The organism is Marinobacter qingdaonensis (genome assembly GCF_034555935.1).
Taxonomy (GTDB): domain Bacteria; phylum Pseudomonadota; class Gammaproteobacteria; order Pseudomonadales; family Oleiphilaceae; genus Marinobacter; species Marinobacter qingdaonensis.
In genome coordinates this window covers 466,739-487,061 of record NZ_JAYDCJ010000001.1, presented here as the reverse complement: position 1 = coordinate 487,061, position 20,323 = coordinate 466,739, and the positions used below count along the sequence as shown (strand labels likewise).

The following is a 20,323-nucleotide window of genomic DNA, read 5'->3' as shown; positions in this document are numbered from 1 at the left end:
CTACCCCGCCATCAGTCGCTGCATGTCCGCCAGCAGGTAGTGGCTGGCGGCAAAGCCCATCAGACCGCCGATCAACGCACCCGCCGCCACGTCGGTGGGGTAGTGCAGACCCAGCACCACCCGCGAAGCCGCCACGCTCAGCGTGAACGGCAGGATGGCCAGCGCCAACGCCGGCACCGCGACAAACAGCATGGTCTGGAAGCAGACCGCGTGCAAGGTGTGGCCGGACGGGAAGCTGTAGCGGTCCAGGGGCGGTGTGCCGCAGTTGATGGTCGGAAAGGAAATGAACGGTCGCTCACGGATCAGCCACCGTTTCAGCAGCTTGTAGGTGAGGGTGCAGCTCAGCCCGGTCAGGGCCATCAGCAATGCCAGCGCCGGCCCCGGTGGAGGCGCCAGGAACGGCAAGGCCAGGATCAGGGCGTACCAGAACCAGCCATCCCCGAGCCGACTCACCAGCCGAAAGTAACCCAGTACCGAGGGTACCCCGGCGACGCGGTTGATGGCCTGGCAGAAGGCGTATTCACGCTGGTCTGCCTGTTCAAAGAAGCGAGATGCTCTGCTTGTTGATGGCATGGTATTCCGTCCTGGCAGATTGATTGAAAACCAGTTGCTCGAACTGCTCGATTTGCGAGTTCCAGTCCAGCTCAAGGGCGTCCAGGCGGGCCTGGGCCCGAAGGCGATTCAGCAAGGTGGGCTGGTCGGCCAGGCGCAGCGCGCCGTCGACAAACCCCTCGTCCGTGCTCAGTGGCGCCTTCATGCCGTTTTCCTCATGGCGCAGGTGCTCGCTGGCGGCGCCGTCGTCAAACGCCACCACCGCCAGACCGCTGGCCATGGCCTCCAGGACCACGTTGCCAAAGGTGTCGGTCTTGCTGGGGAACAGGAACAGGTCGCCGGAGGCGTAGTGGCGGGCCAGATCCTCGCCCCGCTGGGTGCCACAGAAGATGTAGTCCGGGTGCTTGTCCGCCAGTTGCCGGCGCAGCGGGCCATCGCCCACCAGAATGAATTTGGCCTGAGGGTGCAGGGCGCGAATGCGTTCGTAACAGGCCACGGCCATACGCAGGTTTTTCTCCGGCGCCAGCCGGCCGACGTAGAGCACGGCGCGGTCGTTGGCGGCCAGACCCCAGCGGGCCCGCAACGCCTGGTCGCGCTTGTGCGGTGCGAACCGGCCGCAGTCCACGCCCCGGCTCCAGAGTCCGGTGGGCCTGATGCCCATGGCGGCGGTGGTTTGTGCCATCTTGCGGGTCGGCACCAGGGTGATTGCGGTGCGGTTGTGGAACCAGCGGCCATAGGCGCACAGCAGCCGTTCCAGAATGCCCACGCCGTAATACCGGCTGTAACTGTGGAAGTTGGTGTGGAAACCGGAGCTGACCGGCAGGGCCAGTGCCCGAGCGGCACCGACCGCGGCCACCCCCAGTGGCCCCTGGGTGGCGACGTAGACCGCGTCGGGCCGGTCCTGCTTCCAGAGTTTGCGCAGTTGGCCGCTGCGGGCGAGACCGAAACGCAGGTCGGCGTAGCCGGGCAGGGGCAGACCGGTGACCACGTGTTCGTGGCTGAACAGGGCCCGGCCGGCGCTTTCGACCATGCCCTTGCGCTCGTGGCGCTGGCGCGGACGAATCACCGAGACCCGGTGGCCACGCTGCATCAGCCCCTGGCAAAGGTGTCTGAGTGTATTCGCCACGCCATTGATTTCCGGCGGAAAGGTCTCAGATACAATGGTAATGTGCTGTTGGCGCCGTGTGGCCAGACTGGTATCGGTCACGATGGTTCCTGTGCTTCCCCTGACATGTACCCAGTGTGGAAAGGGGGCGTGACAGTTCTGCGACATTCCCATGACATTCCCTTTACCCGTTCCCGAAACCCGACAGCGGAGAGACTATGGAAACCCGAAAACTTGGACAGACCGACCTGGATGTCAGCCTGATTTGCCTGGGCACCATGACCTGGGGCCAGCAGAACTCCGAGCCGGAGGCGTTCGAGCAGCTGGATTACGCCACCTCGGCCGGGGTGAACTTCATTGACGCGGCCGAGATGTACCCGGTGCCGCCACGGGCGGAAACCCAGGGACTGACGGAAAGCTACCTGGGCAACTGGCTGGCCCGCCGGGGGCGCCGGGACGACCTGGTGATTGCCTCCAAGGTCGCCGGCCCGGGAAATGGCCTCAGTTACCTGCGCAACGGCCCGCGCCTGACCCGGGCCCACATCCGCGAGGCGTGCGAGGCCAGCCTGACACGGCTGCAGACCGACTACATTGATCTCTACCAGGTGCACTGGCCCGACCGGAACGCCAACTTCTTCGGCAAGCTGGGGTATCAGCACAAGCCGGACGAGCAGTTCACGCCCATCGAGGAGACCCTGGGGGCGCTGGCCGAGCTGGTCGAGGAAGGCAAGATCCGCCACGTTGGCCTGTCCAACGAAACGCCCTGGGGCACCATGGAGTACCTCCGGCTGGCCCGCGAACGCGACTGGCCGCGGCCGGTCAGCATCCAGAACCCCTACAACCTGCTCAACCGCTCGTTCGAGGTCGGCATGGCGGAAGTTGCCCATCGGGAGCAGGTGGGGCTGCTGGCCTATTCGCCGCTGGCGTTTGGCATGCTGACGGGCAAGTACCTGGCCGACACTTGGCCGGCGGAGGGGCGGCTCACCCTGTTCGAACGCTTTAGCCGCTACACCAGTGATCGCGGCATGGCGGCGACCCGGGCCTATGTGGAACTGGCCCATGCGCACGGGCTGACGCCAACCCAGCTGGCCCTGGCGTACGTGAACAGCCGGAGTTTCGTCACCAGTAACATCATCGGTGCCACCACCATGACGCAGCTCAAGGAAAACGTCGGTTCGGCCGAGGTGGTCCTGAGTGACGAGGTGCTCGATGCGATCGAGGCGCTGCACGGGGAACACACCTTCCCCTGCCCGTAACTCCCTGATTCCGGGCCTCGCCGCCGGCGAGGTCCGGCTCGGTGTTACACGCTGTAATATTCAGGATTATTTATTGACAAAAAAGCAGGTATTCGCTGACAAAATACTGGCGTAAATGTGTGCAGTTTCACATCTTTCTGGCCTTTAATGATTAGACTTTAGCCTAATGAATCTCTAAGATTGCCAGCTCATTAAAGGTTGTAGAAGTATCATGATTATTCGCCTCTTTGTCGCCCTGCTCGCACTCAATCTGGTCGCTTTTGTTGTCCGCGCCGAAGCCGCTGAGCGCGTATTTGACGATATTGGCGAGGTCGTCACCACCGAGGACATCTACGAGCTGCAGGAGCGCATGTCCGGGGACTTCGACAACGATCCCACGGAGGCGTTCAGCGAACTGGGCTCGCGCCTGCTGACCCTCACCCTGAGCAGGCCCGCTGGCGAGGGCAAGCGCTACGCCTCCGAGCCGGCGCAACCGGACCACGGCATCGCCCTGCTTAACGAAGGTGCCTGCCTGAACCTCAAGTGGAACTTCTGAAGCCGATCCAGCGCTTCCTTCCCGCCGAAAATCCCCGAAAAATCATGATCTGGCGCATTGCCAGGGTCTTTTTGTCGTGTGATCATCGCTCGTTATTAGCAGTCTGATAGACCCATAAGGAGCTTGGTGATGGCGGAGGAGACCGGTCGTCGTTCGAACGATGTGAACGCCTGTGTGGATGAGCTGATCGCCCGGGTTGGCAAGACCATTACCCTGGGCCTGCCCCTGGGCCTGGGTAAGCCCATCCGGTTCGTCAATGCCCTGTATCAGCGCGCCAAGGACGACCCGGAGCTGCAGTTGCACATCGTCACCGCGTTGTCGCTGCTGGCGCCCAAAGGCTCCTCCTCCCTCGAGCGCCGATTCCTGGAGCCCTTTGCCGAACGCCTCTATGGTGCCATCCCGGAGCTGGCTTACGCCCGGGATGTGGTCGGCAATCGGCTGCCGGACAACGTCCGGGTCTCCGAGTTCTTCTTCAAAGCCGGCAACTATCTGAACAACACCTCCCAGCAGCGGCACTACGTCTGCAGCAATTACACCCACGCGGTGCGAGACCTGATGGCCCAGGGGGTGAATGTGGTGGCCCAGATGGTGGCGCCCGGGGACGCCGTTGGCAAACCCGGTATGGTCAGCCTGAGCTGCAATCCCGATCTGACCCTGGACCTGATGCCGCTGCTGCGCGAGCGGCAGGCCCAGGGTACGCCGGTCGCGCTGGTGGCGGAGCTGAATCGCAATTTGCCCTGGCTGGACCGGCACGCGGCCGTTCATGCGTCGGACTTTGATCTGGTGTTCGAGCAGCCCGCGACCGACTATCCGCTGTTTTCGGCGCCGGAAATGGCGATCAGCCCCGAGGACCATCTGATAGGGTTCTACGCCAGCGCCTTGCTGCGCGATGGCGGCACCCTGCAGGTGGGGATCGGCTCGCTGGGCGCGGCGCTGGTGCACAGCACCATCCTCCGGCACCAGCGCAACGGCGACTGGCGTGCGGTTTATGATCAGCTCCGCGTGGGCGAGCGGTTTCCGGTGGTGCGCGAGGAGGGTGGCACGGGGCCATTCGAGCGGGGCCTGTACGGGTGCAGCGAGATGATGGTGGACGGCTTCCTGCATCTGATGCAGGCGGGCATCCTCCGGCGCGAGGTGTTCGACCACGCCGACCTGCAGGTACTGATCAACGCCGGTGAGCTGGATGAGCAGGTGTCCATGGGGTCGCTGGACGTGCTGCGGCGCGCCCGCCTGATCGATTCCCCGCTCCGGGCCCGGGATGTCAGCTGGCTGGTCAGCGTCGGTGTGTTCAAGGAGGCGGTCCAGTTCAAGGGCGGCCGGCTTCTGGTCAATGGCCAGTCGGTGGAGGGGGATCTGGACGATCCCGAGGCCCGCCAGGCCATCGAAGTGCTGGCCCTGGGGCGGCGGCTCAAGGGTGGTGTGGCCATGCACGGTGGCTTCTACGTCGGGCCGGAGCGCTTCTACCAGGCGCTCAGGGAACTGGACGCCGAGCAGCGCCAGCGCATCTGCATGACCAGCGTGAACTTCATCAACCACCTGTACGACCATCGCTACGGCAACCAGCGTCTGAAAGCGGCGCAGCGGGTGCACAGCCGGTTCATCAATTCCGCGATGATGTACACCCTGGGTGGCGCGGCGGTGTCCGATGGCCTGGAAGACGGCCGCGTGGTCAGTGGAGTCGGCGGGCAGTACAACTTTGTCGCCATGGCCCACGAACTGCCCGGGGCCCGTTCCATTCTCTGTCTGCGGGCCACCCGCCACAGCGGCGGGCAAACCCTGTCCAACATCGTTTTCAACTACGCTCACTGCACCATTCCCCGCCACCTGCGGGATATCGTCATTACCGAATACGGCATCGCCGACCTGCGCGGCCAATCGGACGAACAGGTCTACCTGCAGCTGATCCGGATCGCCGACTCCCGGTTCCAGCCGGGCCTGCTGAAGCAGGCGCAGAAGGCCGGCAAGGTCGATCCGGGATTCCGCCTGCCCGAGGATTGGTGCGGCAACACGCCCGAGGCGGTGCGCTCGGTGGTCGCCGGCAGCGGGGAAGAGCAGCTGTTCCCGGCGTTTCCCTTCGGTCGGGATTTCACCGATGAGGAACTGACGTTAGGGAAAGCCCTTAAAACCCTGAAGGCCGCAACGGCGACCCGTCGTGGTAAACTGACGACCCTGTGGCACGCCGTCCGGGCCCGGGACGAGCACGACCGCTATGGGACGTTGCTGGCCCGAATGGGGCTTGAGCGCCCCACCGGGCTGCGGGAGAAGCTGGACCAGCGGCTGCTGATCCACGGCCTGCAACAGATTGATTCGCCAACCGATACAGGAAACTCGAACGCCTGATGGAAGTTTCACAAGCCAGACCCGACGTTTTCACCGTTCACTACGTGCTCAAGAACAAGATCGGCGAGCTCGTAGACACCTCAGAGGGCAGTGAGCCCCTGCACTTTATCTATGGCAGCCCCGACATCATCGAGGGCATCCAGAAAGCGGTGAAGGATCGCAACGTGGGTGACTGCCTGGAAGTCACGGTGCCGCCGGCCATGGCCTACGGCGAGCACAACCCGGAATTGGTGCGCAAGGTGCCCCGCACCCTGTTCGAAGGGGTGGAAAACCTGCAGATCGGGATGAAGTTCCAGACCAATACCGGCGACGAGGCCCAGATCGTCCAGGTGGTGGGTATCGATGGCAACCTGGTGAAGGTGGACGCCAACCACCCCCTGGCCGGCTTCACCCTGTATTTTGACCTGGAGATCGTGGGTCGTCGGGAAGCTACCGAGGACGAGATAGCCCAGGGCCGGCCACTGTTCTGATCGTCTCCGCGGGCGGGGCGTCCAGCTCCCCCGCCTGAATCCGCGTCAGCCCCGCCTGCACGCGTGCCTGCAGCCGGGCCGCCAGTTCACCGGTGCCCAGCGCAGGGTCCCCCGGTTCAGGCGGGTGGAACAGCACATCAATCCGGGCCCTGGGCTGACGCAGCAGGGTGAACAGATGCCGGTGGAAGGCGTCGTCGCCCACAAAGGGGGCGATGGGATCGGGGCGTCCGTCGCGCCGGTAGCTGATGGTGATGGCCTGAACCGGTCGACCGGACTGCTCCGCCGCCGCCAGCAACAGCCCGTGAAAGGGCAGCACCTGCAGACCCTGGCTCGTCGTTCCCTCCGGAAACACCAGTACCGACTCGTCGTCGGCCAGTCGCTCGGCAATGGTTTGCCGGACCCGTCGGGCCCGGCCCCCGCCTCGCTTGATGAACAGCGTGCCCGCCTGCTGCGCCAGCCAGCCAATCAGCGGCCAGTCGCCGACCTCCGCCTTGGACAGGAACAGCATCGGTGCCTGGCTGCCAAGCACCGGGATGTCGGTCCAGCTGATGTGGTTGCTCACGAACAGGACCGGGTCCGGGGAGGGCGTTCCGTGGACCTGGATGTGCAGACCCAGGCACCGGCAGGCCCAGCGAAAGCAGCGTCGGGCCCAGGGGGTGCGATCAATGCTGCGCCGGGTCAGGGTGTCGGTGGCCAGCAGCGTTGCCGCCAGCACGGCGGTGGCGCCCAGGAACAGGGTAAAAGCGGTCAGCCGAAGTGACAGTCGCAGCGGTGCCATGCGGGCCCCTCCATCCGGTTGTCAGGAGGCTTTGCCCAGGAAATGGCGGCTGTAGCGGGCGGCCAGGTTGTTGACCTCCAGCAGAACCAGCAGGTCGGCACACCGGAATTCCGGATCCCAGCACGGCTCGCCGCAAACCCGCGCGCCCAGGCGCATGTACGCTTTTAGCAGCGGGGGCACGTCGACCGGGCGGTCGTCGTCCACCGTGTGGGTCAGGTGTGGCAGTTCCCGCCGCGGGGTCACCCGGATACCGTCGTCGGCCAGGTATTCCCGCTGCAGGTGGCGGGCAATGCGCCAGGCCTTGAGGCCGCCATCGGCCATGCTGATGCTGGCGCAGCCGATCAGGTAATCCACGTTGTGGGCGACCAAATACTCGGCCACCGCGGACCAGAGCAGGCTGATGGTGGCACCATTGCGGTAATCCGGATGCACGCAGGTCCGGCCCAATTCGGCCACAGCGCCCGGCAGTTGGGTCAGCGCCGCCAGGTCGAACTCGCCGGCGGAGTAAAAGCCACCCACGGCGGCGATATCCGCCTGGTGCAGGATGCGGGTGGTGGCGACCAGTTCGCCGCTGTCGCCATCGGTGACAATCAGATGATCACACACGGTGTCGAAGTCGTCGGCATCCAGGCCCGGTACCTTGGCACCCAGGTTGCTGCCGTACTCCTCGGAAAACACCCGGTAGCGCAAACGCTGCGCCGCTTCGATAAGTTCCGGGCGGCGGGTGATGGCGGTCTTGAGACGGCGGGCGCTGCGACGCGGTTTCGCGGTTTGTGCGGTCATGGCGTGATCTCTTATGTTTCCATTTCCCGACAAGCCTATGAAGCCGGTGTGACACGTCCGTGACCGGCGGGTGACGTGTCGATGACAAAACCTGGCCGATTGGGCCAGCCCACGGTGTCCTGTCACCGGCTGTAACCGTGCCCCCGTTCCATGTATATTTCTGAATAGCATGTATAATTGCTGTTACATCAGGTTGCCTGTATGGTCGGGCAGGGTGTGGTACTTACCATTGGAATAACAAAACCAGAGATGGATGGCGTGGAACAGACAAACGAAAGTTGGCGAATTCTCATCGTTGAGGATGACGAACGGCTGGCCGAGCTGACCCGAGAGTACCTGGAGAGTAATGGCCTGAACGTCTCCCTCGAAACCCACGGCGGACCCGCGGTCGAGCGCATCCGCAACGAGCAGCCGGACCTGGTGGTACTTGACCTCATGCTGCCGGGCGAAGACGGTTTGTCGATCTGTCGCCGGGTACGCCCTTTCTACACCGGCCCCATCATCATGCTCACCGCCCGCACCGACGACCTCGATCAGGTGCTGGGCCTGGAAATGGGCGCGGACGACTACATTGGCAAGCCGGTCAAACCCCGGGTGCTGCTTGCCCGCATTCGGGCCATGCTGCGCCGGGTGACCGAAACCGGCCAGGCGGCGGGCGACGAAGCCAGTGGCGAAGAGCCGGTGCGTCTGCAGTTCAACGATCTGGTGGTGGACCGCTCCATGCGGGAAGCCTGGTTGAGCGACGAAAGCATTGACCTGACCAGCGCCGAATTCGACCTGCTCTGGCTGTTGGCCAGCAACGCCGGCCGGGTGCTGAGTCGGGAAGAAATCTTCACCGCGCTGCGCGGCATCGAATACGACGGCCAGGATCGGTCCATCGATGTCCGTGTGTCCCGGATCCGGCCGAAGATCGGCGACGACCCCATCCATCCCCGCCGGATCAAGACCGTTCGCAGTAAAGGCTACCTGTTCGTCAAGGAAGCCTGAGGTTTCAGTCTCCGGAGCCGGTGTGAGCCCCCGCGACCGCACCGGCACTCCGTGCCAGGGTTGCTGACATGCCCTTGATGTTCTTCCTCAAGCTTTATGCCCGCTTTGCCGGCCTGACCGCCCTGGTGGTGATTCTCTGTGTCGCGCTGTTCGTCGGGGTCAACGCCGTCCGTGCCCAGTTTTGGCAAGAGCGCTTTCCCGAACCGTTGATGCGATGGTTGCAGTCCGATCCGGCCCCCGCCCAGCGTTACCACTGGCTGACCACGCTGTACGACTTCCGGGTGTCGGGGCCGGAGCAGCTGGGCCTGTCGCCGGTCACCCGTGAGCGCCTGGGCTACGATCAGGTGGTGGCGGAGAAAAGTACCCTGGGGCACCGGGTGCTGGTGGCCGCTGCAGATGGCCGGGTGCTGCAGCTTCGATTTGATGAGCCCTACCGCGATGTGGCCGAGGCCGTGGCGCTGATCGTGCGCTGGCATCTGGCTGCGGTCAGCGCCGAGGAGCGGCCGGACCTGATTGGCCAGATGACGAAGGCGCTGGACGTGCGGATCCGGCCAGTGGATGACGCCGGCCTGTTGCCCTCGGTGGACGTGCTCGACCGGGTGGTCCAATCGGGGCTGGTGTTCTTCCGCAATGGCCGGGATGAGGCCGGTCACATCCTGATGCAGCTCAACGATGGCGAGCTGTTCCGGGTCGATTTCGCCCCACCGCTCAATCCTTGGGCCTGGCCTGTGGTACTGCTGCTGGTGGTGGTCATCGGTGGGGTGCTGGCGGTGGCCCTGTTCCTGGGGCTGCGCGAGGTGGACAGCAACCTGCGCAAGGTCGAGTCCGTGGCGATCCGCATCGCCCGGGGCGAGATGGGCGCCCGGGTCGAAACCGGCACCGGCACCCTGGTCTCGCGCCTGGCCGCCTCTTTTAATGGCATGGCCGAGCACATCCAGCGCCTGGTGCAGGTGCAGCGGGAGATGATCCACGCGGTGTCCCATGAGCTGCGAACCCCGGTCGCGCGGATCCGCTTTGGCGTCCAGATGCTTGAAGATTGCGACGATCAGGAACGCTTGCGCAAACAGCTCGAGGGCATTGATGGCGACATCCAGGAACTGGACGAGCTGATCGACGAGATCCTGACTTACGCCCGCCTGGAGCAGGGCGGCCCGGTGTTCTCCCTGCAGGAGGCCTCGGTAACCGGTCTGGTCCGGCAGGTGGTGGAAGAGCAGCAGCTGATCCGGCCGCACCTGGAAATTACCGCCGACATCGAGTCGAGCGCCGAGCGCTGGGCCATGGCGGACGTCGAGCCCCGGTACATCCACCGGGCGATCCAGAACCTGGTCGGCAATGCCGGCCGCTACGCCGCCGGCCGGGTGGTGGTGCACTGCCAGATCGATGAGGACAACTGCCGGATCGACGTCGAAGATGATGGCCCCGGGGTGCCGGAAGAGGACTGGGAGAAGGTGTTCACCGCCTTTGCCCGGCTCGACGACAGCCGGACCCGAACCTCCGGTGGCTATGGCCTGGGCCTGTCCATTGTTCGACGCATCCTGTACTGGCATGGCGGTCAGGCCTTTGTCGGCCGCAGCGAGGCGCTCGGTGGCGCCCGCTTCAGTCTGGTCTGGCCCCGGAAGAAGCCCGTTGACGCCATAGTGTGAACCTTGCCTCAGCCTCTCACCAGATGTAACAAACCTGCTACACAACCGCTACGGAAGCCGGGCGGCCTGTGATCGATACTAACAGCCGTAAGGGATGACTTTTGAGGTTGTAGTTCTTACGAACTTTCCTTGTTTCATTCGTCATTTGAGGGCCGGGTTTCCGGCCCTTTTTTTTGCCCCCAGCTCAACACCGCCGCCACCCCGATTGCGTACCTTTCTCGCTGTTTTTTGTACTGTTTACCGTCATGGGCCGGCGCCGGCTGCTAGAATCCGGTAGAAAAACAACCGGAGATCTTCATGACCCGCTATTTGCTTGCCATCGATCAGGGCACCACCAGTTCCCGGGCCATCGTGTTCGACCAGACTGGCTCCAGCGTTGCGACCGATCAGCAGGAGTTTCACCAGTATTTTCCGAAGGACGGCTGGGTGGAGCACGACGCGCAGGAGATCTGGGACAGCACCCTGGCAGTGTGCCGGGGCGCCCTGACCAAGGCCGGGATCGAGGCCTCCGAGCTGTCCGGGATCGGCATCACCAATCAGCGGGAGACCACCGTGATCTGGGACCGGGCAACCGGTCAACCTATTTATCACGCCATTGTCTGGCAGGATCGGCGCACCGCCTCCTGGTGCACCAAGCTCAAGACCGACGGCCACGAGGACACGGTGGTGGACCGGACCGGGCTGCTCATCGACCCCTATTTCTCCGCCACCAAGATTGCCTGGATCCTGGACAGCGTCGACGGCGCCCGGACTCGGGCCGAGGCGGGCGAGCTGGCGTTCGGCACGGTCGACAGCTGGTTGCTGTGGAACCTGACCGGCGGCCAGTCCCATTACACCGACGCCACCAACGCCTCGCGCACGGCACTGTTCAACATTCACACCCAGGAGTGGGACGACGAGCTGCTGCAGCTGTTTCGGGTGCCCCGGCAGCTGCTGCCGGAGGTGCTGGACAGCGCCGACGACTATGGCACCACCGAGGCCGAGTGGCTGGGTGCGCCGGTGGTCATCGCCGGGGTTGCTGGCGACCAGCACGCCGCCCTGATCGGTCAGGCCTGTTTTGAACCGGGCATGGCCAAAAGCACCTACGGCACCGGCTGCTTTCTTATGTTGAACACCGGCGACCGCGCCCTGCGCTCGGAAAACCGGTTGCTGACCACCATGGCCTACCGTTTGAATGGCAAGCCCTGTTACGCCGTGGAGGGCAGCATTTTCGTGGCCGGCGCCGCCATGCAGTGGTTGCGGGACGGACTCAAGCTGATCCGCCACGCGAGCGAGTCCACCGCCCACGCTGAAACGGTCGGGGTGGAAAATCCGGTGTATCTGGTACCGGCGTTTACCGGGTTGGGGGCGCCCCATTGGGACCCACACGCCCGGGGCGCCATCATGGGGCTGACCCGGGACACCGGCATCGCGGAAATCGTGACCGCGGGGCTGCAGTCGGTCTGTTATCAGACCAAGGATCTGGTGCGCGCGATCCAGAACGACGGTGCTCGCCTGGAGTCACTGCGGGTGGACGGCGGCATGGTGGTCAATGGCTGGGTGATGCAATTCCTGGCCGATATCCTGAATGTGACCGTGGACCGGCCCAGGGTGACCGAAACCACGGCGCTCGGTGCGGCCTACCTGGCCGGACTGCAGACCGGGGTGTACGAGAGTCTCGAGCAGATTGGCCGGCTCTGGGAATGCGAGCACCAGTTTCACCCGACCATGAAGCCGGCGCTGCGGGCGTCGCTGTACGCCGGCTGGCTGGACGCGGTCGAGCGCGTGCGCAACGACTGAGTGCCGGTCAGACGGTGCGTTCGAAGGCGATCAGATGGTCGGCTTCGACCCGTACCGGCACGGTTTCCCCCAGATGGAAGTCGAGGTGGCTGCGGAACAGCGCCTCGAACTCGGTGTCTTCCGAGCAGCGGAAGCGGTACAGGGTCGAGGTGCCGGCAAAGGTTTTTTCCACCACCTTGGGCCGCAGTTCGGAGTCGGGGTCGTAGACGATGTCGTCTGGACGGATCAGGACATCGACCAGGGTGCCCGGGCTCCAGTTGTAGGCCCGGTTACCGTGGATGACTCCCAGTTCCGATTCGATGGTGTCCGGGCCCAAGGTCTTGCCCGGCACAAACCCGCCCTGGCCGACGAAGCCAGCAACGAACCGGTTCGACGGCTCGTGGTAGAGGTTGTAGGGCACATCCCACTGCTGGATGTGACCATCCCGCAACACCGCCACCTGATCGCACATGGCGAAGGCTTCCTGCTGGTCGTGAGTCACCAGGATGGCGCTGATGCCCAGGGTCTTGAGGATCTCCCGGACATCCAGGCTGAGGCGACGGCGCAGGTCCGCGTCCAGATTGGAGAACGGCTCGTCGAGCAGGATCAGGGTCGGCTCCGGGGCCAGGGCCCGTGCCAGCGCTACCCGCTGCTGCTGGCCACCGGACAGCTCATGGGGGTAGTTGTCGGCCAGGTCCTGCAGGTGTACCACATTGAGCAGTTCCATGACCTTCTGGCGTTTCTCGGCCCGGGCCATGTTGTGCAGGCCAAAGCCGACGTTGTCGGCGATGGTCAGGTGCGGAAACAGGGCGTAGTCCTGGAACACCATGCCGATCCGGCGTTTCTCCGGCGCCAGGGTCCGGCCCGGTAGGCTGATGGCCTGGGACTGCAGGCGGACTTCGCCGCTGTTGAGCGGCAGGAAGCCGGCCAGGGCGCGGAGGATGGTGCTCTTGCCACAGCCACTCGGACCGAGCAGGCAGCCGATGTCGCCGTGGCTGAGGGCGAAGCTGACGTCCCGGATTACCGAGTCACCACCATAGCCACACGACAGGTTGTTGACCTCCAGCAGCCACTCGCCCTGGGCCTGGGTGTTCTCAGTCATCGGCTCAGTCCAGGCGGTTCAGGATGAGGAATTCCAGCAGGGCCTTCTGGGCGTGCAGCCGGTTTTCGGCCTCGTCCCAGACCACGGAGCCCGGGTGTTCCATCATGTCGACCGAGATTTCCTCGCCCCGGTGTGCGGGCAGGCAGTGCATGAACAGGGCGTCCTTGTCGGCCACCTGCATCAGCGCCGGGTTGATCTGGTAATCGCGGAAGGCCTGCTCGCGGATTTTTTGCTCTTCTTCCTGACCCATGGAAGCCCAGACGTCGGTCACCAGCAGGTGCGCGTTGCGAGCGGCCTCGGCCGGGTCGCGGAACACGGTGACCCGATCGCCGTGGGCCTCGAGTAGATGCTCGGCCGGCTCGTAACCGGCCGGGCAGGCGACGTTCAGGTGGAAGTCGAACTGCGCGGCGGCGTTGATGTAGGAGTGGCACATGTTGTTGCCATCGCCAATCCAGGCCACGGTGGCACCGCGAATGCTGCCCCGATGTTCCCGGTAGGTCTGCATGTCCGCGAGCAACTGGCACGGATGGAAATCGTCGGTCAGGGCGTTGATCACCGGTACCCGGGAGGCGGCCGCAAAGCGTTCGACGGTGTCGTGGGCAAAGGTCCGGATCATCACCGCGTCGACCATGCTGGAAATGACCACGGCCGAGTCTTCAATGGGTTCGCCCCGGCCAAGCTGGGTGTCGCGGGGCGAGAGGAAGAGAGCGGAGCCGCCCAGCTGGGTCATGCCGGCTTCGAACGACACCCGGGTCCGGGTCGAGGACTTCTCAAAGATCATCGCCAGCACACGGTTTTTCAGGGAATCCCTGACCTTGCCTTGGCGCCAGTCGCTGCGCAGTTTGCTGGCGTGGTCTACCAGGCTCTCGAGCTCGGTGGTGGTCAGGTCGTTCAGCGTTAGAAAGTGTCGTGCCGCCATGCAATGGCCCTTATATCAACAAAGCCCGGGGAAAATCGGGTTGGCTAGAAACTGCCGGAAAAAATGGGCCATCAAGTCTAGCCCTTCGTAGCAGGGATGACAACGCTGCCAAGGCGCGAGCCGCGCGGGGTTTGGTGCGGTCTCGGCGGGGCGTGTACAATAGCGGCAAGTGCATTGCCCACTGGCAATTCCGTTTTCCATCAGAGGTGAATGTTCATGGACATCAACGAAACGATCAAAAGCCAGCTCGAAGAAAACCCGATCATCCTGTACATGAAGGGCAGCCCCCAGGCACCCCAGTGCGGATTTTCCGCCAAGACCGTCCAGGCCCTGATGGCCTGCGGTGAGCGCTTTGCCTTCGTCAACATCCTGGACAACCAGGAACTGCGTGAGGCGCTGAAGGTCTACTCCAGCTGGCCGACCTACCCGCAGCTGTACATCAACGGCGAGCTGGTGGGCGGTTGTGACATCGTACTGGAGATGTCCGAGAGCGGTGAGCTGGCCAAGCTGGTCAAGGACGCCGCGAAGCAAGCCGAGGCCTGATCCTGCTTGCTCAGAGTCGGCTCGGGGTGAAGATCAGTTCCACCTCGAACCGGTTCTGGTCCTGGCGGTCTGCCGGCGGCTCCGGATAGGGGCTCGCCGCCAGTGAGGCCCGGTAGGCCGCATCATCAATCCGTTCGATGCCCGTCGACTTCAGTACCCGTGCCCGGGTCAGGGCGCCATTACCCAGCAATTGCAGTTCAATCTCCATCGCGACCTTGTCCGTCAGCTGGCGTATCGCCGGCACTCTCAATCGTTCCAGTTCCTCACTCAGATGCAGTGCCAGTCTGATCAGGTAGGGATCCTGCTCGTCCGGGGTTTCGGTGATCTGCGTGGTTGGTGCCGGTCGTTCGGCCACCTGGGCCGGCGCGCCGCCTCTGCTGGCGGCAGAGTCGGTCGATGCCGGGGCGCTGGCCGTGGGCGGGGCGGCGGGCGTTGTCCGTTCGGCCACCGTCGTTTCGGTCTCTGCACTCCTGCCGTGAGTGCGTGTGGGCGATGCTTCAGCAGATGGGCGTTGTGGTCGTGAACCGGGCGTGGCCGGGGGAATCTCGAACCGGGGATTGCGGCTGTCGGCCGGGGGTGACACGGCTGGGCTAGTGGCCGGGCGGCTTGCCGCCGTTCCGGGCGAGACCAGTTCAACCCGAACCCGGTGGGCGGGGTCGGGTTGCTCCGGCAGTGCCGGCAAGCCGGCAAGCAGCAGGGTGTGCGCGAGCACGGCGGTGGACAGCGCCAGGGCGATCCGGTAACTCGCCGGCAGTTGGGTCAGGCGGCCCGGGGATTCCTGCATCAAGCTCAGGCGGTCTTGCTGCGCAGACTGCCCACCACTGCATCCAGGGCCCGGTCAATCAGCGCACCCTGTTCCAGCAGCGTCAGCCGTCCGCGCCGCATTTCGTGCGCCAGTTCGACCCGGGTCTTCTCGATCACCTTCAGGCCCATGCGGTTGACGAACACAAAGCAGTCCGCCTCCTCGATGATGGCCGACAGCTTGCACCGGAAATTGGCGCCATTGACCAGGCGGAATTCCACCCAGTTGCCGATCTCGATGCCATCGATTTGTGCCACGTACTCGGAGATGGCCGCGTCTTCCAGTTCCTGCTGACGCTCCACCGCGGTCTGGTGCAGGGTCGCCAGGGGCTCCTCTTCCTCCGGCTCGGCCGGAGAGTCCTGGCGCGCCTCGATGGCGGCGTTGGTGCGGAACGCTTCGGCCAGTTCGTGCTTCAGGTGGCCCATCATCTCGTCCAGTCGGGACGAATTGTAGGACACCTCTTCGAGGCCGGCGCGCAGGGATTTCAGCAGGGGCGGCACCACCCGGACCCACTGGTCACGCTCCTCGTCCTCGTGATGGGGGTGCAGGCACCAGACCAGGTCATCGACGACGCGCACGGTTTCCTGCCAGCGATGCTCGAGGTCGTCGCGCAGGTAGGCCAGGAACATGACCCGGCTCCAGCCGTTCATCAGGATGTCGTGAATGGTGTCGGGCAGCCGGTAGCGCGACACTTTCTGCTTCAGCAGGTTGTCGACCGTTTCCTGGGCCTTCTGGGATTTGATCCGGCCCCGCTCCGATTCCCGGGTCCGCTGCTCGACCAGTGACGCCTTCCGGTTTTCCTTCTCCAGGAATTGCTCGAACTCCCGGTTCAGGGTTTCGAACAGGGCGATGTCGCCGTCAAATTCGTTGAGGATTCGTTGCACGATGTTGTGGATCTGGCCGTACAGCTTGTCCTTGGCCTTTTCGTCGCTGGTGCTCCAGCCAATGCCGGCCCGGGCCATGGCGTTGAGCAGGCGGCGGGCCGGGTGGGTGGCCTGGCTGAAGAAGCTCTTGTCCCGGATCACCACCTTCAGGATCGGGATCTGGAGGCGGCTGATCAGCACCTGGACCGGCGCCGACAGGTTGTAGTCGTCGAGGATGAACTCGAACAGCATGGACACCAGGTTGATCAGGTCTTCGTCCATTTCGTTCAGCGCGGGCTTGCGGCCATCGCCGGAGTCCGCCTTGGCCAGCAACTGCTGGACCACGTACCTGAGGTCGATGGTGATTGGCTCGCCGTCGCTGAGGTTGCCGCTGATTGGCCGGGTATCCGGCAGCGGCATGGCGTTGAGCAGGTCGGCCAGCTCCGAGTCGCCGACCACCCGGATGGTGGGGTCCGAGGCGCGGGGCGGGATGCCGGCGTTGGCCCGCTGCAGGGCCAGCATCTGCCGGATCTGTCCGAACACCACGCTGTTGCTGACGTCTTCACTCGGTGGTTGTTGGGAGTCGGTGGCGGCTGTGTCCGAGGCCTGGTCCGGCCCGGTCTTGTGCTGTTTGCCGGCCTTGCCGTGGTAGCGGAAATTGGGAATCACACCGGCCTGAATCAGAATCCGGTTGGCTTCGTCCAGCAGCATGCCCAGGTTGGACACCACGTAGCGATCAAACTGTTTGAGCAGGATCAGACGCTCGCGGATCTGGATTTCCAGGGCTCCGATGGCGTCGGTAAAGGCGTGGCACAGGTGTTCGGGCGCCATCGGATTAACCGGCGACTCCTCGGTGGCCTGGGGGTAGACCTGGCTGAAGCGGGTCTGCAGCTGAAGCAATGGGCCCTGGAAATGGGCCTTGGCCTTGGTGATCATGGCGTTGAGGGCAACCTGTTCTTCCAGGTCTTCATCGCCCACCAGGGACAGTCCGTCGGCGCTGGCCTGCTTGCTCAGCATTTCCTCCTGATTGTGACCAGTATGGGGCGGGTCGGAAAAGAAATCGGTGACCGCCTTTTGGAAATGCCGCTCGACACCCTTGCGCTTGATGCGGATCTCGCGCATGGCCTCGAAGTAGCGGTTCTGCTCATTGTTGCTGCGGGCGTTGTTGGCCAGTTCGAACAGCGAATCGTCCACCGCGTCGAACGCGCCTTGCAGTAAATCACCCAGTCCGGCGACAACGGTGTCACGGATGCGGGTAACCTCCGCAGGGACCGGTTTGCCGTTCGCCGCTTCCCTGTGCTCCCGGAGGTAATGTATGCCGGACTGCTTGTTCATGGCAGACTCCTTTTACGCCTCAACCGGATACATGACCGAGCAAAGATCCTTCTCTGTTTTAGTTATTGGTCAAATTTACCGCATTTTCGGCAAACGATACATGACTAAAAGCAAACCTGAGACCGCCATCAAAGAATCGGGAGTGGGGGACTGGCCCAACACCGCGCACTGTGCGTGCCGACGAATGCCTCATCGTTGTTCTTGTTGTCACATTGGTTAGTTTTGGTGGCGAACCGATGGCGGTCAAGAAAGTGCTTAATATTTGATCTTTCTAAAACCGGCGCCATCATAACCGGCAAGTCTATTTAAACCCGCCGGACTGCGCCCGGGGTGTCCGATCAGTTCATGAGCGAGCGCTTGCGCCGTTTGCGCGGGTGCACGATGGCGGCCTTCACCACGTTGTCCTTGATCTGCAGTACCTCGACCCGATGATCGGCCACCTTGAGGCAGACGTTGGAGTCGGGAATGTTTTCCAGGGTTTCGGTGATCAGCCCGTTCAGGGTCTTGGGCCCGTCCGTCGGCAGTTTCCAGCCCAGGGTCTTGTTGATGGTGCGCACCGGCGCCGTGCCGTCGATGATGAAGGTGCCATCGTCCTGGGGAATGATGTCCGGGCTGGTGGCGGCGTAATCAGTGGTGAAATCCCCCACGATCTCCTCCAGGATGTCTTCGAGCGTGGCCAAGCCCAGGACATCGCCATACTCGTCCACCACCACGCCAAACCGGCGTTTGCCTTTCTGGAAGTTGATCAGCTGGGTGTTCAGGGGGGTGCTCTCGGGAATGAAGTAGGGCTCCTGGCACAGCTGCATGATCATGGCCTTGTTGATCTCTTCCTGCTGCAGCAGCTTGGAGGCGCTGCGCAGGTGCAGAATGCCCTGGATGTTGTTGATGTCGCCCTTGAACACCGGTAACCGGGTATGCTGGCTGCTGCGCAGCTGGCGCAGGATGGTGTCGGTGTCGTCGTCCAGGTCGATGCCCACCACCTCGTTGCGCGGCACCATGATGTCGTTGACCGTGACCTTCTCCAGGTCGAGGATGCTGACCAGCATGTCCTTGTGCTTGGCCGGAATCAGCGCGCCGGCTTCGTTTACCAGGGTGCGCAGTTCCTCGCGGCTCAAGTGGTCGCTGGCGGCCTCGTCGGGAGAGACCCGCAGCAGCTTGAGGATGGCGCCGGTGAGCAGGTTGACCGCCCAGACGATCGGGTAGAGCAGTTTCAGCAGCGGCCCGAGCACGTAGCTGGCGGGGAAGGCAATTTTTTCCGGGAACAGTGCGGCCAGGGTTTTCGGGGTCACCTCGGCGAAAATCAGGATGACCACCGTCAGCAGGATGGTGGCGATGGCAATGCCGGCGTCGCCCCAGATTTCGATGGCGATGACGGTGGCGATGGACGAGGCGAAGATGTTGACGAAGTTGTTGCCGATCAGGATGACGCCAATCAGCTGATCCGTTCTCTGCAACAGGTTCTGGGCCCGTTTGGCGCCCCGGTGACCGGTTTTGGCCAGGTGTTTGAGTCGGTACCGGTTCAGGGACATCATGCCGGTCTCGGAGCTGGAGAAGAAACCGGACAGACAGATGAGGCCGATGAGGAGGACAAACAGCGCGGTGAGCGATGTTTCGTTCAAGAGAGGGATCCTTATATTACCGCCAAGTGGGGAAAATAGGGGTTCGCCGAGCCCGGTGTCAAGTTAGGGCGATGGCCGTCAGGCGCCTTTCTGGAACACCAGCTCCAGCACGAATTTGCTGCCATAGAACGCCAGCATCAGCAGGGCGCAGCCGGCCAGGGTCCAGCGACTGGCGGTCATGCCGCGCCAGCCTTTGGTGTAGCGGCCGATCAACAGGGCCACGAACACCAGCAGGGACAGCAGGGAGAACACGGTCTTGTGCGCCAGATCCTGGGCAAACAGGTCTTCCACGAACAGGGCGCCGGTGACAATTGCCAGCACCAGCATGACCACGCCAGCCCAGACCATTTCGAACAGCAGCGACTCCATGGTTTGCAGCGGTGGCAGGCTGCGAACCAGCAGGCTGTTGTAGTTGTGTTTCAGTTGCCGGTTCTGGCCGTACAGCAGCATTGCCTGGATGGCCGCGAGCGTGAACAAGCTGTAGGCGGTCACCGACAGGGCAATGTGGGACAGCATGCCGTAGCTGTCGTCGGGCACCAGGCGTGACGGGGTGTGGGTCACCAGGGCCAGGATGATGGTCAGGGTGGCCAGCGGGTAGACCCCGAGCAGCAGGTTCTGGACCGGTTTGCGCAGATTCAGGCCCAGCAGCAGGAACACGATGAGCCAGGAAATCAGCATAGAGCTTTTGAAGAAGCCGAAGTCGAAGCCGCCGTCGTGATGGACATTCTGGGCGATAAGCAAACCATGGCTGGTGAGTGCCAGGACGCCAATCAGGTTGGTGATCGCGAGGTTGCTGGTGACGCGACCTCTGACGTGGAGCGCTTGCAGCGCGGTGCCGACACTGTAGAGAAAAAGAGAGGTGACCGCGAGAATCAGCGTTCCCATGACATCCTTATATAGCACTGTTTTTATTGCGAATCGGTGGCGATGTGC

18 protein-coding genes are annotated in these 20,323 nt (G+C 63.5%); 8 read left to right on the top strand and 10 right to left on the bottom strand.

The window, feature by feature from the left end:
* Complete coding sequence (locus tag U5822_RS02225; protein WP_322853990.1) at positions 1-573, bottom strand: phosphatase PAP2 family protein; 573 nt, start codon at positions 571-573, stop codon at positions 1-3.
* Positions 539-1,759 (bottom strand): glycosyltransferase family 4 protein, encoded by a 1,221-nt coding sequence (locus U5822_RS02220; RefSeq protein ID WP_322853989.1) that lies wholly within the window; start codon positions 1,757-1,759, stop codon positions 539-541. Before U5822_RS02220 ends, U5822_RS02225 begins: the two co-directional genes overlap by 35 nt.
* Positions 1,760-1,875: 116 nt before the next feature.
* Between U5822_RS02220 and U5822_RS02215 the strand changes: the two genes are divergently transcribed.
* The 4 genes from U5822_RS02215 to U5822_RS02200 all read left to right on the top strand — a co-directional run bounded on the left by U5822_RS02215 (position 1,876) and on the right by U5822_RS02200 (position 6,258).
* On the top strand, positions 1,876-2,913 hold the full coding sequence (locus U5822_RS02215) for an NADP(H)-dependent aldo-keto reductase (RefSeq protein WP_322853988.1): 1,038 nt from the start codon (positions 1,876-1,878) through the stop codon (positions 2,911-2,913).
* Positions 2,914-3,124: 211 nt separating this feature from the next.
* Positions 3,125-3,448, top strand: a complete 324-nt coding sequence (locus U5822_RS02210; RefSeq protein ID WP_322853987.1) for a hypothetical protein — start codon at positions 3,125-3,127, stop codon at positions 3,446-3,448.
* Between the two features lie 129 nt (positions 3,449-3,577).
* Complete coding sequence (locus U5822_RS02205; RefSeq protein WP_322853986.1) at positions 3,578-5,788, top strand: acetyl-CoA hydrolase/transferase C-terminal domain-containing protein; 2,211 nt, start codon at positions 3,578-3,580, stop codon at positions 5,786-5,788.
* Complete coding sequence (locus U5822_RS02200) at positions 5,788-6,258, top strand: FKBP-type peptidyl-prolyl cis-trans isomerase (RefSeq protein ID WP_322853985.1); 471 nt, start codon at positions 5,788-5,790, stop codon at positions 6,256-6,258. The genes U5822_RS02205 and U5822_RS02200 overlap by 1 nt, the downstream gene beginning before the upstream one ends.
* Here the strand turns inward: U5822_RS02200 and U5822_RS02195 are convergent.
* Together U5822_RS02195 and U5822_RS02190 are read right to left on the bottom strand one after the other, a co-directional pair.
* Positions 6,218-7,036 (bottom strand): lysophospholipid acyltransferase family protein, encoded by an 819-nt coding sequence (locus U5822_RS02195; RefSeq protein WP_322853984.1) that lies wholly within the window; start codon positions 7,034-7,036, stop codon positions 6,218-6,220. The two genes, U5822_RS02200 and U5822_RS02195, sit on opposite strands and share 41 nt — an antisense overlap.
* A gap of 21 nt (positions 7,037-7,057) precedes the next feature.
* Positions 7,058-7,819 (bottom strand): GNAT family N-acetyltransferase, encoded by a 762-nt coding sequence (locus U5822_RS02190; protein WP_322853983.1) that lies wholly within the window; start codon positions 7,817-7,819, stop codon positions 7,058-7,060.
* A 249-nt stretch (positions 7,820-8,068) separates the two neighbouring features.
* Between U5822_RS02190 and U5822_RS02185 the strand changes: the two genes are divergently transcribed.
* The 3 genes from U5822_RS02185 (at position 8,069) to glpK (ending at position 12,228) form a co-directional block, all read left to right on the top strand.
* A complete protein-coding gene (locus tag U5822_RS02185) occupies positions 8,069-8,806 on the top strand; it encodes a response regulator (RefSeq protein WP_322853982.1) in 738 nt (245 codons plus the stop codon).
* A gap of 68 nt (positions 8,807-8,874) precedes the next feature.
* On the top strand, positions 8,875-10,449 hold the full coding sequence (locus U5822_RS02180) for an ATP-binding protein (protein WP_322853981.1): 1,575 nt from the start codon (positions 8,875-8,877) through the stop codon (positions 10,447-10,449).
* A gap of 297 nt (positions 10,450-10,746) precedes the next feature.
* Positions 10,747-12,228 (top strand): glycerol kinase GlpK, encoded by a 1,482-nt coding sequence (gene glpK, locus U5822_RS02175; RefSeq protein WP_322853980.1) that lies wholly within the window; start codon positions 10,747-10,749, stop codon positions 12,226-12,228.
* 7 nt (positions 12,229-12,235) lie between these two features.
* On the opposite strand, the gene U5822_RS02170 is transcribed toward glpK, so the two are convergent.
* Together U5822_RS02170 and argF are read right to left on the bottom strand one after the other, a co-directional pair.
* Positions 12,236-13,309 (bottom strand): ABC transporter ATP-binding protein, encoded by a 1,074-nt coding sequence (locus U5822_RS02170; RefSeq protein ID WP_322853979.1) that lies wholly within the window; start codon positions 13,307-13,309, stop codon positions 12,236-12,238.
* Positions 13,310-13,313: 4 nt separating this feature from the next.
* Positions 13,314-14,228, bottom strand: coding sequence for an ornithine carbamoyltransferase (gene argF / locus U5822_RS02165; protein WP_322853978.1), 915 nt, complete (start codon positions 14,226-14,228; stop codon positions 13,314-13,316).
* 216 nt (positions 14,229-14,444) lie between these two features.
* On the opposite strand from argF, the gene grxD reads away from it, so the two are divergent.
* A complete protein-coding gene (grxD, locus tag U5822_RS02160; RefSeq protein WP_322853977.1) occupies positions 14,445-14,771 on the top strand; it encodes a Grx4 family monothiol glutaredoxin in 327 nt (108 codons plus the stop codon).
* 10 nt (positions 14,772-14,781) lie between these two features.
* Here grxD and U5822_RS02155 read toward each other — a convergent pair whose 3' ends face one another.
* From U5822_RS02155 to U5822_RS02140, 4 genes are all read right to left on the bottom strand, one after another.
* Positions 14,782-15,555 carry an energy transducer TonB family protein gene (locus tag U5822_RS02155; protein WP_322853976.1) on the bottom strand — a complete coding sequence of 258 codons (774 nt, stop codon included), beginning with the start codon at positions 15,553-15,555 and terminating at the stop codon, positions 14,782-14,784.
* Positions 15,556-15,560: 5 nt separating this feature from the next.
* Positions 15,561-17,771, bottom strand: a complete 2,211-nt coding sequence (locus U5822_RS02150) for a DUF1631 domain-containing protein (RefSeq protein WP_322853975.1) — start codon at positions 17,769-17,771, stop codon at positions 15,561-15,563.
* 338 nt (positions 17,772-18,109) lie between these two features.
* On the bottom strand, positions 18,110-19,390 hold the full coding sequence (locus U5822_RS02145; protein ID WP_322853974.1) for an HlyC/CorC family transporter: 1,281 nt from the start codon (positions 19,388-19,390) through the stop codon (positions 18,110-18,112).
* A 78-nt stretch (positions 19,391-19,468) separates the two neighbouring features.
* The gene (locus tag U5822_RS02140) at positions 19,469-20,275 is read right to left on the bottom strand and encodes a cytochrome C assembly family protein (RefSeq protein WP_322853973.1); all 807 of its coding nucleotides are present in this window, start codon (positions 20,273-20,275) and stop codon (positions 19,469-19,471) included.
* Between the last annotated feature and the right edge of the window lie 48 nt (positions 20,276-20,323).

What these genes read in the sequence shown, in the direction of transcription:
- U5822_RS02195 (WP_322853984.1), bottom strand. Translation starts at nt 7,036, where the DNA reads ATGGCACCGCTGCGACTGTCACTTCGGCTGACCGCTTTTACCCTGTTC.
- U5822_RS02140 (WP_322853973.1), bottom strand. Translation starts at nt 20,275, where the DNA reads ATGGGAACGCTGATTCTCGCGGTCACCTCTCTTTTTCTCTACAGTGTC.
- U5822_RS02225 (WP_322853990.1), bottom strand. Translation starts at nt 573, where the DNA reads ATGCCATCAACAAGCAGAGCATCTCGCTTCTTTGAACAGGCAGACCAG.
- U5822_RS02170 (WP_322853979.1), bottom strand. Translation starts at nt 13,309, where the DNA reads ATGACTGAGAACACCCAGGCCCAGGGCGAGTGGCTGCTGGAGGTCAAC.
- argF (WP_322853978.1), bottom strand. Translation starts at nt 14,228, where the DNA reads ATGGCGGCACGACACTTTCTAACGCTGAACGACCTGACCACCACCGAG.
- U5822_RS02150 (WP_322853975.1), bottom strand. Translation starts at nt 17,771, where the DNA reads ATGAACAAGCAGTCCGGCATACATTACCTCCGGGAGCACAGGGAAGCG.
- grxD (WP_322853977.1), top strand. Translation starts at nt 14,445, where the DNA reads ATGGACATCAACGAAACGATCAAAAGCCAGCTCGAAGAAAACCCGATC.
- U5822_RS02155 (WP_322853976.1), bottom strand. Translation starts at nt 15,555, where the DNA reads ATGCAGGAATCCCCGGGCCGCCTGACCCAACTGCCGGCGAGTTACCGG.
- U5822_RS02180 (WP_322853981.1), top strand. Translation starts at nt 8,875, where the DNA reads ATGCCCTTGATGTTCTTCCTCAAGCTTTATGCCCGCTTTGCCGGCCTG.
- U5822_RS02200 (WP_322853985.1), top strand. Translation starts at nt 5,788, where the DNA reads ATGGAAGTTTCACAAGCCAGACCCGACGTTTTCACCGTTCACTACGTG.
- U5822_RS02205 (WP_322853986.1), top strand. Translation starts at nt 3,578, where the DNA reads ATGGCGGAGGAGACCGGTCGTCGTTCGAACGATGTGAACGCCTGTGTG.
- glpK (WP_322853980.1), top strand. Translation starts at nt 10,747, where the DNA reads ATGACCCGCTATTTGCTTGCCATCGATCAGGGCACCACCAGTTCCCGG.
- U5822_RS02185 (WP_322853982.1), top strand. Translation starts at nt 8,069, where the DNA reads ATGGATGGCGTGGAACAGACAAACGAAAGTTGGCGAATTCTCATCGTT.
- U5822_RS02215 (WP_322853988.1), top strand. Translation starts at nt 1,876, where the DNA reads ATGGAAACCCGAAAACTTGGACAGACCGACCTGGATGTCAGCCTGATT.
- U5822_RS02210 (WP_322853987.1), top strand. Translation starts at nt 3,125, where the DNA reads ATGATTATTCGCCTCTTTGTCGCCCTGCTCGCACTCAATCTGGTCGCT.
- U5822_RS02190 (WP_322853983.1), bottom strand. Translation starts at nt 7,819, where the DNA reads ATGACCGCACAAACCGCGAAACCGCGTCGCAGCGCCCGCCGTCTCAAG.